Source organism: Nocardia sp. CA-290969 (assembly GCF_050936135.1).
Classification (GTDB): domain Bacteria; phylum Actinomycetota; class Actinomycetes; order Mycobacteriales; family Mycobacteriaceae; genus Nocardia.
This window is the reverse complement of record NZ_JBNJNJ010000001.1, coordinates 4,849,853-4,862,740: the sequence shown is the minus strand read 5'-3', so window position 1 is coordinate 4,862,740 and position 12,888 is coordinate 4,849,853. Positions and strand designations below refer to the sequence as shown.

The 12,888-nt window shown below is 64.7% G+C and carries 17 protein-coding genes; 8 read left to right on the top strand and 9 right to left on the bottom strand.

From position 1 onward, the window contains the following. Window positions 1–3 precede the first annotated feature (3 nt). Complete coding sequence (locus ACQEVO_RS22275) at window positions 4–1,530, top strand: hypothetical protein (RefSeq protein ID WP_432916293.1); 1,527 nt, start codon at window positions 4–6, stop codon at window positions 1,528–1,530. A gap of 380 nt (window positions 1,531–1,910) precedes the next feature. On the opposite strand, the gene ACQEVO_RS22270 is transcribed toward ACQEVO_RS22275, so the two are convergent. Both ACQEVO_RS22270 and ACQEVO_RS22265 read right to left on the bottom strand, forming a co-directional pair. After that, window positions 1,911–2,105: a hypothetical protein gene (locus ACQEVO_RS22270; RefSeq protein WP_432916290.1), complete on the bottom strand. Its 195-nt coding sequence runs from the start codon at window positions 2,103–2,105 to the stop codon at window positions 1,911–1,913. Between the two features lie 30 nt (window positions 2,106–2,135). Next, window positions 2,136–2,744: a TetR/AcrR family transcriptional regulator gene (locus ACQEVO_RS22265; RefSeq protein WP_432916287.1), complete on the bottom strand. Its 609-nt coding sequence runs from the start codon at window positions 2,742–2,744 to the stop codon at window positions 2,136–2,138. A 96-nt stretch (window positions 2,745–2,840) separates the two neighbouring features. Here ACQEVO_RS22265 and ACQEVO_RS22260 point away from each other — a divergent pair, with 96 nt between their 5' ends. After that, the gene (locus ACQEVO_RS22260; RefSeq protein ID WP_432916284.1) at window positions 2,841–3,587 is read left to right on the top strand and encodes an SDR family NAD(P)-dependent oxidoreductase; all 747 of its coding nucleotides are present in this window, start codon (window positions 2,841–2,843) and stop codon (window positions 3,585–3,587) included. A 96-nt stretch (window positions 3,588–3,683) separates the two neighbouring features. Here the strand turns inward: ACQEVO_RS22260 and ACQEVO_RS22255 are convergent, their stop codons facing one another. Together ACQEVO_RS22255 and ACQEVO_RS22250 are read right to left on the bottom strand one after the other, a co-directional pair. Beyond that, window positions 3,684–4,349: a nucleotidyl transferase AbiEii/AbiGii toxin family protein gene (locus ACQEVO_RS22255; RefSeq protein ID WP_432916281.1), complete on the bottom strand. Its 666-nt coding sequence runs from the start codon at window positions 4,347–4,349 to the stop codon at window positions 3,684–3,686. Beyond that, window positions 4,346–4,873, bottom strand: a complete 528-nt coding sequence (locus ACQEVO_RS22250; RefSeq protein ID WP_432916278.1) for a helix-turn-helix transcriptional regulator — start codon at window positions 4,871–4,873, stop codon at window positions 4,346–4,348. The genes ACQEVO_RS22255 and ACQEVO_RS22250 overlap by 4 nt, the downstream gene beginning before the upstream one ends. A gap of 132 nt (window positions 4,874–5,005) precedes the next feature. On the opposite strand from ACQEVO_RS22250, the gene ACQEVO_RS22245 reads away from it, so the two are divergent. Beyond that, a complete protein-coding gene (locus ACQEVO_RS22245) occupies window positions 5,006–5,548 on the top strand; it encodes an AAA family ATPase (RefSeq protein WP_432916275.1) in 543 nt (180 codons plus the stop codon). On the opposite strand, the gene ACQEVO_RS22240 is transcribed toward ACQEVO_RS22245, so the two are convergent. After that, window positions 5,539–6,303 carry a helix-turn-helix transcriptional regulator gene (locus ACQEVO_RS22240; RefSeq protein ID WP_432916272.1) on the bottom strand — a complete coding sequence of 255 codons (765 nt, stop codon included), beginning with the start codon at window positions 6,301–6,303 and terminating at the stop codon, window positions 5,539–5,541. The genes ACQEVO_RS22245 and ACQEVO_RS22240 overlap by 10 nt on opposite strands. Window positions 6,304–6,491: 188 nt before the next feature. Here ACQEVO_RS22240 and ACQEVO_RS22235 point away from each other — a divergent pair, with 188 nt between their 5' ends. Next, window positions 6,492–6,797, top strand: coding sequence for a hypothetical protein (locus ACQEVO_RS22235; RefSeq protein ID WP_432916270.1), 306 nt, complete (start codon window positions 6,492–6,494; stop codon window positions 6,795–6,797). Window positions 6,798–6,952: 155 nt separating this feature from the next. Here ACQEVO_RS22235 and ACQEVO_RS22230 read toward each other — a convergent pair whose 3' ends face one another. Then, a complete protein-coding gene (locus ACQEVO_RS22230; RefSeq protein WP_432916267.1) occupies window positions 6,953–8,251 on the bottom strand; it encodes an NtaA/DmoA family FMN-dependent monooxygenase in 1,299 nt (432 codons plus the stop codon). A 282-nt stretch (window positions 8,252–8,533) separates the two neighbouring features. Here ACQEVO_RS22230 and ACQEVO_RS22225 point away from each other — a divergent pair, with 282 nt between their 5' ends. Continuing rightward, window positions 8,534–8,932, top strand: a complete 399-nt coding sequence (locus ACQEVO_RS22225) for a PPOX class F420-dependent oxidoreductase (RefSeq protein ID WP_432916264.1) — start codon at window positions 8,534–8,536, stop codon at window positions 8,930–8,932. Window positions 8,933–9,113: 181 nt separating this feature from the next. Beyond that, window positions 9,114–9,419, top strand: a complete 306-nt coding sequence (locus ACQEVO_RS22220; RefSeq protein WP_432916261.1) for a hypothetical protein — start codon at window positions 9,114–9,116, stop codon at window positions 9,417–9,419. Window positions 9,420–9,437: 18 nt separating this feature from the next. Here the strand turns inward: ACQEVO_RS22220 and ACQEVO_RS22215 are convergent, their stop codons facing one another. Together ACQEVO_RS22215 and ACQEVO_RS22210 are read right to left on the bottom strand one after the other, a co-directional pair. Continuing rightward, entirely contained in the window at window positions 9,438–9,833 is a 396-nt protein-coding gene (locus ACQEVO_RS22215; protein ID WP_432916258.1) for a nitroreductase family deazaflavin-dependent oxidoreductase, read from the bottom strand. A gap of 75 nt (window positions 9,834–9,908) precedes the next feature. Further along, window positions 9,909–10,298 (bottom strand): MerR family transcriptional regulator, encoded by a 390-nt coding sequence (locus ACQEVO_RS22210; protein ID WP_432916255.1) that lies wholly within the window; start codon window positions 10,296–10,298, stop codon window positions 9,909–9,911. Between the two features lie 54 nt (window positions 10,299–10,352). On the opposite strand from ACQEVO_RS22210, the gene ACQEVO_RS22205 reads away from it, so the two are divergent. Continuing rightward, complete coding sequence (locus ACQEVO_RS22205; protein WP_432916252.1) at window positions 10,353–11,201, top strand: LLM class F420-dependent oxidoreductase; 849 nt, start codon at window positions 10,353–10,355, stop codon at window positions 11,199–11,201. A gap of 17 nt (window positions 11,202–11,218) precedes the next feature. On the opposite strand, the gene ACQEVO_RS22200 is transcribed toward ACQEVO_RS22205, so the two are convergent. Continuing rightward, the gene (locus ACQEVO_RS22200; protein ID WP_432916249.1) at window positions 11,219–12,115 is read right to left on the bottom strand and encodes an oxidoreductase; all 897 of its coding nucleotides are present in this window, start codon (window positions 12,113–12,115) and stop codon (window positions 11,219–11,221) included. 66 nt (window positions 12,116–12,181) lie between these two features. Here ACQEVO_RS22200 and ACQEVO_RS22195 point away from each other — a divergent pair, with 66 nt between their 5' ends. Then, complete coding sequence (locus tag ACQEVO_RS22195) at window positions 12,182–12,787, top strand: TetR/AcrR family transcriptional regulator (protein ID WP_432916246.1); 606 nt, start codon at window positions 12,182–12,184, stop codon at window positions 12,785–12,787. The last annotated feature ends 101 nt before the right edge of the window (window positions 12,788–12,888 follow it).

Below are 12,888 nucleotides of genomic sequence, written 5' to 3'. Positions count from 1 at the left end.
GCCATGAGCATGCCGATGATCCCGCAAACCACACTCGTTTCCATGAACGAAATCACTTCGGACCCTGAGTACAAGGGGATGAAGATCGTTCGCTATCAGACCAACACAGACGAGCGGCAGGCCGTCGACGGAAACCGCTACGAGTTCTTGCATGAACTCGACAAGCGCCACATGATCCGCGGGGTCACCCTTGCGCTCAAGGGGTCGGAGCAAGATTATCGAATCACAGCAACGATGCATCTGACCCTGCGGCAGTTCGTGGAGATCGTGCGCTACGATCCGGCGGCGCCGCCTCCAGACGACTACGATGCCCTGGAGATGCGGGAGGCTCACCGCCAGACTCAGCAGGACTTCAAGGGCGCCAAACGCGACAATCTGGCCCACTTCAAGCAGTACATCGTTGAAGCTATCCGAGGTGACCGAGTCGCCTACCTGCCTACCGTCAGCGGATGGCAGCCGCAGAGCGCGTTTGCCGATACCGTTTTCATAGCGTACGACGAAAGCAACCCCAGAGCTCTGTACGGAATGCTGTTCTTGCCGAAGCGGCCAGTACTGCAGTCCGATGGCCAGACTCAGACGGCGGCCCTCTTTCAAGCGTTCGCCACCGGCATAGCCGAAAAATCCGGAGGCCGAGACTCCTTCGGCACGACCCTCGAGGTCGAACTCAACGTCGACAACCTGGCGGCGAAACAGAGCTTCGCAGACCGTAATGGACGAGGCTCGAAAAAGAACAAGAACCTCGTGGCGCAGATGGATAGCTCCTCTGCCCTCGCGCAGCTGCGTGCGCGCGCGATCGAAGGAACCATCTTCGAGCATCGCCTCGGCGACGGACGCAGCGGAGGCGCCACTGTCACAGCCACCAAGACGATCGTGGACCTTTCCACGATGGATCAGATGCTCCTCAACGTGATCTCACGAGGGAACGCGAAGCCCCACTACATCAAAAGCTTCCACGTTGACTACTTTGTGCCGTACTGTCGCGAGTTCCTGCTGCTACTGCAGGATATGTTCGGCGACAAATGGGTCGAGAACACCCCCAAAGGCACTGACACTTATCGGCGACTGTATGTGCATGGTTGGCCGTTTGCTTTGAAGGCCCTTGCCATCGTTTACCACGACGTCCGAATCGACAAGATCGGTCCACTGTCGGCGCCGATCGGGCCCGGGGCTGCAAGCAAGGACGAGCACACTACTGCAGAAGAAGCTCGGCAGGCGTACCTGGACGCGACCCAGCGAGAGGACCCCAAGACGCCGGCACTGACCATGGAAGAATTCACGAAACGTCTGAAGCAGATCGACTGGTACCGGCACCGCAAGCACTGGATCGCAATCACCGGTGCGGCCGTTGACTCCCAAACCGGTGCTACTAAGACCCGTGAAATAACCGATGACGAAGGCAGGACGGCGACGATAGTCGAAGCCAAGGCTCAGAATACTGCGTCTGTGATCAACGATGTCGTCCGCAAGATCGAAGGGCGCCATTGGGAAGAGCTCACCCACAGTGTCGACGCGCCTACTCGTGTGCGGTAGCTTGCGCCGCTTCAGGCCGGGACATTTCCGGCCGTCATTGTTGATCGTCCCGGCGTCTTCGGCTCCGAGCCCAGATGGGGCACGGCCGTGCTTTGGCATGACCCGTCGCATCGAACGCATCGCCAGTTGCTGTGTCAAATGGCGGGCGGCGACCGTGACTACGTTCAGAGGGCGCCAAGCCAGGGCTGTGAGAACCCGACCTGGCGCGGATTTCGGCGCTGTCTCTTAGAGGAGATTTACACCAATAGATTATGGTCAAATGCTCTCTGATCAGCAGGTTCTTTGCTGGTGCGTACACCGCTGACAGTGATTGAACTCATAATCCATTGGTCGTGGGTTCGAGCCCCACCCGCCCCACAAACACCGCTTTGCCTTATTCCTCAGATCGAGGAAAGCCGCGTGCGTAAGAACTCGATCGTTTCGGTCACCAGGCCGGCCACACCTGAATGGAACGAGCCCCCGTGGATCCAGACCACAACCGGCGGCCGCTCGACCCCATCGGGAATGTGCAGATCCAGCAACAGCGGCCGGTACCCACGGATTACCGAACAGGTCACTTGCTCGTGAACCACCACGGGCCCAGGGTAAACCGGATCGTCTCGTACTCATGGACTACCAGTCCTTGCGCTGTCCGCGCGGGGCAGGAGTTGGGTCGCGAGTGATCGTGCCGTGGCGGTGAGCGTGGCCGTGTCCAACCCGGTCCGGCCCATGAAGACGATGCCTTGTTGTGCGACCAGGAGGGCCCGCGCCAGTGCGATCGGATCCGTTTCGGCCGGTAGGTCGCCCTCGCGTTGGGCGCGGGCGACGCAGTCGGCGATCAGCGCGGTGGAGGTCTCGTAGGTGCGGTGGGCGTGGGCGAGGACTTCTGGATCGGCGTTACCGAGTTCGCAGGTGCTGTTGGCCATCAGGCAGCCACGCCGGGTCCCGGTCGGGTCGTCGATCGGTGCCTCGAGGAGCATCCGCAGTGCGTCAACGGCCCGGGGGGTCTCGGTGAGGGCTTTCCGCAGATGGTTATGGCTGTCGTCGGTGTAGCCGTGCAGTGCCCGGAGGAAGAGTTGACGTTTGTCGCCGAACGCTGCATAGAGGCTGCCTTTGCCGAGCCCGCTGACCCGCATCAGGTCTTCCAGTGAGGTCGCGGCGTAACCGGCGTCCCAGAACTGTTCCCGGACGGCGTTGAGCACCTGTTTCTCGTCGAACGCGCGCGGACGTGCCATGCGACCAGGGTACTAATTCTTGACCGTGCGGTCCACCATCCCTATTGTGGACCGCACGGTCAAGAATGTCGTTGCGTCTAGGGAAGTGAGAAGCACATGGGAAAGCTGGACAACAAGGTGGCGATCGTGACCGGCGGATCGCGGGGGATAGGGGCGGCGTCGGCGCTGGCGCTGGCCGACGAAGGAGCCGACGTCGCGATCAGCTACTCGTCCTCGGCGGATCGGGCCGAGGCCGTGGTCGCCCAGCTGGAGGCAAAAGGAGTGCGCGCGGCGGCCTTCCGGGCCGACCAGGCGGATGCCACGCAGGCGGCGGGTCTGATCCACAGCGTGGTCGAGCAGTTCGGAAAGCTGGACATTCTGGTCAACAATGCGGGCGTCACCGTCGGTGTCCCGATCGACAGCGAGCTCGCCGACGAATCCGCCTTCGACCGCCAGCTCGCCATCAACTACACCAGTGTGGTGGCCGCGATCCGGGCGGCGTTCCCGCTGTTGCCCGAGGGCGGGCGAATCGTGAGTATCAGCTCGGGTGTGGGAACGCGGGTAGGTTTTCCCGGGATGACCGACTATGCGGGGACCAAGTCGGCCCTCGAGGGCTACAGCCGCGGCGCAGCACGCGATCTCGCCCACCGGGGCATCACGGTCAACATCATCCAGTCCGGATTCGTCGACACCGAGATGAACCCCGCCGACAGCCCGGCCGCATCCATGTTCCTGCCGACAACGGCGATGGGACGCTACGGCAGGCCGGAGGAGATCGCCGCGGGCGTTGTCTTCCTCGCCAGTCCGCAGGCCTCCTACATCACCGGCACAGTGCTGAGGATCGACGGCGGATACGGCGCATAGTGGCCTGTCGGCGTAGGTTCGCCATGATGGCCGGGCCGGGCGTCCGCTGCAATCGGTCCCTGGGTGCGGACAGGACGGGCGGCGTCGGCCTTTCTCTCAAGGGTGGTCTCCAGTTATCTGCGTAGCCCAGTCGGCGAAGAATGTGCGTATCTTGCGGAGATCGGACGGCGGCGCCGGGATTTCGTCGTCGGTGAACCTGTCCAGTGTCGCGATCATCTCGGCAAATAGGGACCGAGAGAATCCCCTGTCTTGCTCAGTGGCCTGAACGAGTAATGCCTCGGCGCCGAAACGCTCGGCGAGTGCGTAGACGTCCGCGAAGTCGCGTGCTTCGGCTCGGCCGAACAGCGCTAGTACCTTGCGACCTGCCAACTCCAGGGGTGCCAAGGTTGGCCCCAAGATTGTCATCGTCGGCGGATCCGCCGGTGGCGAGTCCACGGCGAGGTCGACGAGAACTTCCTCGTCTCGGCCGAGGACTACGAGACGACAGAACGTCGGGTATTCCCGGATCACCGAGACGTCCCAGCCGTGTACGCCAGCGGATTCAAGGAAGGACTCCTTGGCCGGCAGAACCGAATCGGTCGGTGCGTGGGTGAACAGATCGAGGTCTTCGGTGGGGCGAGTGATCAGCCCGGCGGCGAGCAGAGCCGCTCCACCCGATACGACGAACCCCACCGATTCCTTCAACTGGAAGAAGGCGCGAGCAACCTCTATTTGGAACTTCGTCAGGTCCGTGGCGCTGTGTGGCCGACTGCCTTTCGTCACGCCACACTCGGTTCCGCGCGACCGGTACCAATGATGACTCGCTCCCAGGCGGCACGTATCGCGGGTGGAAGTACGAGTTCGTTCCATATGTCCACGAGCAGAACGCCATCGATATAGGCGAGAATGTCGGCCGGCCCGCCTTCGCGGATCACTATCTCGTACACCCGTGCGCGCTGGCGCCGGTCGCGCAGGTTGTAGCGGCGCCCGCGGTCGGACCAGTTCAGGTGCAGAGGAAGCTCGACCATCGCCAGAGCCTTTTCTGGCGCGAGCCGGGGTAGAACTGTGGGGGTCGAGATCGGGCGGCCACGGATAGTGCCGGCTTCGACGAAGTCGATCTTAGGTGTGAGTGCGAATTCGAAGCCCGCTTCTCCAACGATCCGGGCGGCGGTCTCGAGTGTCGGTGACTTCTGACCGCGCTCGTAGGAGGAGAGCGTGGGCTGGGATGTTCCGGCCGCTTGGGCCAGCCCAGCCTGCGACAGGCCTGCGGCTTCGCGAGCTTGCGTGAGCAGACGTTCTACAGCCATTTACCTAGTATATCTCTTCGGATATGAGAACGCTGCCTATGGTAGGGCCCACGCGTCGATTCGTCCGCCGCTCCTGCTGCATCCCGCACAACTCGGCTGAGTCCGCTGGCGCGGGTCCGTCATGATGGGCAGGTGGACAAGCTACTGGTCCTGGTCAACGGACTCCCGGGCTCGGGCAAGTCGACTCTGGGCCGGTCACTGGCAGCGACACTGAACGCGCAATTCCTCTCGAAAGACGCTTTGAAGGAAGCGCTTGCGGCATATGTGGATGACCGGGAGATCGCCGCCGATCTCGGCGGTGTTGCCATGGATACGGTCTGGGCGCTCGCTCGGGTGCTGCCGAAATCCGTGGTCATTGATTCATGGTGGTTCAAGCCCCGCGACCTGCGATATGCGGAGATCGGCATCGGGCGGGCGCAGGCCGACCGGGTGGTCGAGGTCTGGTGTCAGGTGCCGGCGGATACGGCGAGAGAGCGATATATGGCGAGGCGTCGTCCGGATCTCTATCGAGACCGGCAACGCCTCACCGATCACTGGGACACCTGGGCTGAACAAGCCGAACCGCTCGGCCTCGTGCCCACCGTTTTCGTAGATACGACGCAACCGGTCGACTGTGCCGAGCTCGCCGAGCGAGTCGAACTGGCATCGGCCGGTTATGAGCCACGCTACGGCTGAGTATCCGACTCCGGGGGCTTGTTGTAGGCGTCGATTGCTGATTTCGAGGTCGAGGGATTTTGCAGCACCAATTCCCATGGCCCGGTGTTCACTTCGAAATTCTTCCCGAACCCGACCCACTTCCCGGCCATCCGGGTGCCGGTCAGCTCGATCAGTAGCTGGATCGACCCGTGGTACCGGGCGCCGCGGTAGTAGCCGTCCGGCGCGGTGAGTTCACTCCACGTCCCGGTTGTCACATGGCCGTCCACGGTCAGATCCATTTCCAGGGACGAGGGGGAGGAGCCGGGCAGACTGCGCACGGTCAACCGGTTGTCGTGCTGCAGCAGCACGACGTAGTGGGCGGCCGTGAATGTCGCGTCCCGGCCGCTCGAGTAGTACTCGTACCGCGAAAGCCACACACCGGAATACGAACCGGGAAGCCGGGAAAGGGATCCGCTGCCCGGCGTCGTGTGCTGCCCGGCTTCGATATCGCCGATTGCGGATTCCACGTCGCGGCCGTCGTCCGGCCCGGACAGGCTACGGCCGGCCATGACCGCACCGAACCCGAGTGTCTCGATCGGAAGACCCATGACTTTCTCCAATGCGCGGGCGTGGGAGGGCCGAGGATTGAGGGTTCTCCCGGCTTCCCAGCGTTGGACGAGTCGTTTTGTCGCGCTGGCGCATCCGGCTTCGCGCAGGGCGCGAGCGAGATCGTCCTGACTCATCAGCCGGGCATTGCGGGCTGCGCGCAACGCTGTGTTCGGTGTCGTGGCCATGCGCCGAAGCCTAGGCGTTGGACGCCTGAATGTCGCCTGAAATATGTATGTATTGACGTCTTCTCGGTCGTCGTTTCGCCGCAGGTCGGCAGGTCAAGGTAGACGCAGCCCCGCCGCTGGGACGACCACAGTGCCCCGGCGGCGGGTGCAGCCAACGACACACGGGGACAGAGGGACAGGGGATACCGATGCGTTACCGGCCGACCGCACTCGGATATGTAGATCTGGACGTGAGCAATTCACCGGCGTGGGATCGGGCACAGGTGCAACGTCTGGCGCGCCACCTCGGTTACCTGGTGATCTGGCCCGACGTAGCGTCGGTGCTCCCGCTGTTCGACCAGGTTCGCGCCGCCGACGTGGATGCGGTTGTCCTGCCCGGTCCGCATCACCTCGGCCCGCTCGAGTTGAACAGGATCATGGATATCGCCGATGTCGAGACGGTGCTACCGCGGCTGTCCTTCGCCCGGTGGTCGATGCAGAGCGCGGGGCGTTGATCGCGCTGGGGTTCGTGGTCGCGATCGGGTTGCCGCTTTTCGTGCTGGTGGCGGCAATCGTGTGGCCCGAACCCATGGCCCGATCGGCAGAGGACGAGCGACGTTCTATCCGGCGAGGTCGTTGGTTTCCGGCGGCGCTCGACGATGACGGGAGTTCAGAACCGTTGGCGGAGGGGGAGGGCGGTGGGGGTGCTGGGGTAGATTCCGCGGTCGATGAGGCGGGGGACTACCTCGTCGATGAACTCTCGGATGGCTGTCGATCCGGCGGAGAACATGAGGTTGAAGCCGCCGATGTTGCCGTCCTCGTGCCAAGTTGCGAAATCGTCGACCAGTTCGTCGTAGGTGCCGATGAATTTGCGGTGGGTGGCGCCGCCTCGGCCGACTGCTTGGGCGACGACGTCGCGGACGGTGGCGCCGGGGTGTTCCTGGGCCCAGTTGTAGAGGCCGACGTAGTTGCCGAAGGTGCTCTTGATCGTCTGCTCGACGTCGTCCGGGCGCGGTAGCAGATGGGTGGGGAACGGGTCGTCTATATCGCCGAGGGGGATTTCGAGGCCGAACTGTCCCAGGGCGGCCGGTGCGAGGGGTGCCCAGTCGACGTAGCTGTCGAGTTCCCGCAGTTTCTCTTCGGCTTCTTCGGTGGTGCGGCCGAGGTAGGGGATGAGGCCGGGGATGGCGGGGACGGTGCCGGGTGGCCGGCCTTCTTCGATGAGGGCTTTGTCCAGTGTCTGGCGGTAGGTGGCGGCGCTCGCGCGGGTGGCGGAGTTGGTGAACACCATTTCGGCGTGCTTGGCGGCGACCTTGATACCGGGGCCCGAACCGCCGGCCTGTGCGATGAGCGGGCGCTGCTGCCGGCTGGGTGCGATGTTGAGTGGTCCGGTGACCTTGAAGAGGGGGCCGTCGTGGTTGATCGGTTCGGCGTGGAAGCGGGCGCGGCCACTCGGATCGGGACGCATGGAACGGTTGTCCCACAAGGCCCGCAGGACCTGGAGGAACTCGTCGGCGCGGTGATAGCGCGCTTCGCGCGAGAGATGGTCTTGCAGGCTGTAGTTCTGGGCGAAGCGGTCGATCACCGAGGTGACCGCGTTGTATCCGGCGCGGCCGTCGGACACCTGGTCGAGCGAGGCGAGCAGCCGGGCCAGGTTGTAGGGGTCGTAGAACGTGGTCGACGCTGTCGCGATCAGGCCGACATACCGAGTGTGCTGGGAGATCGCGGTGAGTGCGGTGATGGGTTCCGCCGGCCCGCCGTCGAAGGCGGGGGAGCCCTGCATGCCCGGGATGTCGCCGACGAACAATGCGGTGAACAGGCCCTCGTCGCCGAATCTGCCGTATTCGAGCAAACGCTCGAACGTGCTGCGCTCGGGAACACCGTGGGCCTGTTCGTACCGGTGGGCGCCCTGATGCAGGTTGAGGTCGTTGGCCACCAGGTTCAGATGCAGATAACGTCGCTCCGCCATCGGGAGGCTCCTGTCGTAGAACTCGTTCCGAGGGTAGGCGCCCCTCGCAATTCCGGGTTCGCCTGCACCCGGCTTGCCGGCTGCTCCGGCGCATACCTTTCGGCTGTATTCCGGCTTGTGCCGCTTGCTGATTCGAGCACGATTCGCTGTCCCGCAGCCGGAGAACTAGCGTTGCTAGACAAAGTAGCGAACGGATGTTACTGTCGCTCTTGCTTCTAGCAATGCTAGAAACGGAGGCGGCAGAACTTGGCGCCTCCGACCGGATCACGAGGAGTAATCGACATGACCTTCACCAGCAACGAGCAGCAGTTCCTCGCGGAAGCCGGAATCGGCCGGCTGGCCACGGTGTCGCCCGGCGGCGTCGTACAGAACAACCCGACCAGCTATCGGGTGAACCCCGACGGCACCATCGACATCGGGGGTATGCGGATGCGTGGCAGCCGGAAGTACCGCAATGTCGAGGCGGGCAGCCGGGTGTCGTTCGTCATCGACCAGCAGGTTTCCCTGGAGCCCTATGTGATTCGCGGCATCGAGGTGCGCGGCACGGCCGAGGCGCTCGACGACGAGGAGCCGCCGTTCCCGCCCCAGGAACGCGCGATCATCCGAATTCGCCCCGAACGGATCATCTCCTGGGGCATCGACGGCGGATCCTTCGACTTCACCAGTCGCGCCGCCGAGTAGTCCGCGTCGATACTGCTCAGCTTGCCTGGTGCGCGGTGGGATGGCAGTGGAACCGCGAATAGTTGAAACGCTGCGGGCGGTGTCGCGATGTTCTGTCCGGATCGTGGCTCCGATACCTGTTCCGGTGGCAGCAGCGGCCGGTGGGTGTCGGTCCGGCGCCACGGTCGTCGGAAAGGGATTCATGAGCGGAAACAATTGGCCGGCGATGCGTAGCACCGTGCTCGCCGCGACCGTGCTCGGTGTGCTGTGCGGGCTCGCGGCGGTGGGTATGACCGCGGTGTGGTGGTGGCTCGGACCGAACACGGTCAGCTGCTATTGGGCGAGTTACGAACCGGACTCGGATCAGATGTTCGGCGAGATGGCGTGGAAGATGTGGCCGACCCGCTGGTTGTGGGTGGGTCTGGTGCTGGCACCCACGGTGGCAGGCGCGCTGCTCGGTGTCCTCGCCGCGCGTTTCGGTGTCCGTATCGACCGGCGAGTGGGATAGGACCGCCGAGGCGGTCGGTCATTCGATATCGAAGACGAGAATCCCGGCCAGTCGGTTGCCGAGCCGTGCGATACGCGGCACGTCCGCGGAAGCCCGGCGCGGACGCAGGACACGGGGGTTTCCCACGATGATCGTCGTCCGGCGGTAGCGCAGCGAGGCACCTCCCGCGGCGACGACATTGCGCGCCCAGTCGGTCTCGCCGTGTAACAGGACCACCGCCATCACCCGGCCCCTGCGGAATGCGGCGACCGGAGTGAGGTAGGACCGGCCGGTCCGGCGGCCCGTGTGCTCGACGACGGCGTAACCCGGAAGCCACGGCGCGACCCGGCGCATCCAAGGATTCACCAGTCGTATGCCCAACCGGTCGAGCCACCCGGGAAAGTAGCTCGGTAGCGGCTTGTCGATGCCCGTCATCGTGGTGAGTCTACGGAGATATGGTCCGACGAGAATCGTTCTGCGGTAGGAGATTCCCTCCTCGCGAGCGTCCCGTCACGCAGGTGCGTGCTGCCGGCGATTGTCGCCGGGGTCCGGGATTCCGGAGTCGAGCAGGATCGAGGCGAGGAGCCGGCGGGAGAGGGCCAGGTTTGCGGCCAGCGTGTCCATCCGGGCTATCTCCGAGTGCAGGACCGCCACGACCTCGGTGCACGGTTCGAGTTGTGGGACCGCGCCGCGGGTGCAGGGAAGTATGCGGCGGATGACGTCGGTGGACAGACCTGCGGCGAGTAGGGCGCGGATGCGGAGCACCGTGTCGACCGCGGAGTCGTCGAAGCTGCGGTAGCCGTTGCCACTGCGCGTGGCCGACAGCAGGCCCTGGCGCTCGTAGTACCGCAGGGAGCGGGTGCTGCTGCCGGTGCGCTGTGCCAGTTCGCCGATCTGCATTCCGCTCACCTCGACCTTGACATTGTCATTGGTGTCAATGTTTACCGTAGCCGCATGCATATCGGAATCTTCACCGGCGTATCCGATGAAAGTATCGGCCCGGCCGACCTTGCCCGAGCGGTGGAAGACCGCGGTTTCGAATCGCTGTTCGTGGCCGAGCACACCCATATCCCGGTCACGGTCGCCACCGAGTATCCCGGTGGCGGTGAGATTCCGCGGGACTACTACCGCAACCTCGACCCGTTCGTCACGCTGTCGTTCGCCGCGGCCGCGACCCGGCGGCTCCGGATCGGCACCGCCGTGGCCTTGGCTGTCCAGCGCGATCCGATCATCCTGGCCAAGGAGGTGGCGAGCCTGGACCTGGCCTCGGGCGGGCGGTTCGAGCTGGGCGTGGGCGTCGGCTGGCTGCGTGAGGAGCTGCGCAACCACGGCACCGACCCCCGCACCCGCGTGGCGCTACAACGGGAACGACTGCTGGCGATGAGCGCCATCTGGACCGAGGAACAGGCCGAATTCCACGGGAGGTTCGTCGATTTCGATCCGCTGTATTCGTGGCCGAAACCGGTGCAGCAGCCGCGCCCGCCGGTGTGGCTCGGTGGCTGGGGACCGTCCACGCACGAACGTATACTCGATCACGCCGACGGTTGGCTGGCCCCGGTGGGTATTCCGCTCGACGAGCTCGAAAAGGGTGTTCGGGAACTCCGGTCGCTGGCCGACCGCCACGGCCGGCCACCGGTGCCGGTGATCGCGACACTGTTCGATCCACAACCTCGCGACTTGGAGCGCCTCGTGGAGTTGGGCATTCATCGCACTCTGCTCGGCATCGTTCCTGTCCTCCCGCGCGACGCGGCGCTGCAACGGCTGGACCGGTTCGCCGAGGTGGTCCATGGGCTGGGCCGCTGAGTTGGTTCGGCGTCGGATCAGTTCGACCGGAGCGCGTGCTGTGGAAACGTGACCCCTGTCAACGATTCCGAGACTTCCCAAAGGCGCTGTGCCGTCGCGGCGTCCCGGGCTTCGGCGGACCGGCCGACCAGCTTCGGAGCGCCGCGGCCCTCCATGAATCCGCTCGGTCCCGCGTAACTGTTGCCGGGGATATCGGCGACCGCCGCGTAGAGCGTGGGCAGGGCGCCGGCTTCGTCGCTCTGGGCGAACAGGGTGGCTGCCTTCTCGGTGAGGCGGGTCGCGAGACCGCGGCTGCCGGAGCGCAGGAGGTTGGTGGCCGCCATGCCGGGATGGGCGGCGGTGGCGCGGACAGGAGAGCCGGCGCCGGTGAGTTTGCGGTGGAGTTCCGCGGTGAACAGCAGGTTCGCCAGTTTGGACTGGGCGTAGGCGGGCATCGCCCGGTACGGTTTGCGCTCCCAGTTGAGGTCGTCGAAATCGATCGAGCCGGTTTTGTGGCCGTTCGAGGACACGGTGACGACCCGTTCCCGGATCTGCGGGAGCAGCAGGTTGGTGAGGGCGAAATGGCCCAGATGGTTTGTGCCGAACTGTAATTCGAAGCCGTCCGCGGTGCGGGTGAGGGGCGGGATCATCACGCCCGCGTTGTTGATCAGGATATCGACGGGGCCGGTGAAATTTTCGGCGAAGGCGCGTACCGAGGCGAGGTCGGCCAGGTCGAGCCGCTGGACTTCCACGTTGCCCGTCATCGAGGCGGCGGCTTCGTGGCCCTTGTCGAGGGTGCGTACGGCGAGAACGACACGGGCTCCCTGGGCGGCGAGAACGCGGGCGGCGACGCGGCCGATTCCGCTGTTCGCGCCGGTGACGATGACCGTGCGATCTGTCATGGAAGGAACGCTGGAGGCGGAGAATGTTGTCATAGTCTACAAAGTAGACGATGGCAACAATGTTGTCGACGGAAACGTCGATTCGCTAGGGTGGGCGCTATGCCCGACCTGTCCGCCGAACGGCCCTATCACCACGGCAGTCTCCGGACCGCGCTGCTCGACGCGGCCGGGCGCAGCCTGCGGGAACGCGGCGCGGACCAGTTGTCGCTGCGGGATCTGGCCCGGGAGATCGGCGTCAGTCATGCCGCGCCGCGCCGGCATTTCGCGGACCGGCAGGCGTTGCTCGACGCGCTCGCGGAATCCGGTTTCGCCCAGTTGGATACGGCGCTGCGTGCCGCGCTCGTGGAAGCCGGCGGCGATTTTCCGGACCGCCTGCGGGTCGCGATGGCCACCTACACCCGCTTCGCGACCGAGAACGCCGCGCTCCTCGAGCTGATGTACACCGGTAAGCACCGGCCGGGCGCGGAACGGATCGCCCGCGCGGCCGAAGCGCCGTTCTCGCTGATGAACGATCTGGTCGTGGAGGGGCAGGAACAGGGAGCTCTACCTGCGGGCGATACCCGGCAGCTCGGACTCGTACTGTTCGCGACCATGCAGGGGCTCGCCTCGCTCGTCAACGGCGATTTCATCGAACCGGGGATGCTCGACGGATTGGTCGATACGACGGTCGAACAGTTTCTCCGCGGCACCGGGCGTAGTTCATAGTCGGCGTGACCGGCTGATACCGAATGCCGGGATTCCTGCGACACGGATGCCCCGGCGTGTGAGGCGCGGAATGTCACCCTCGCTTCACAGATCCAAGCCGC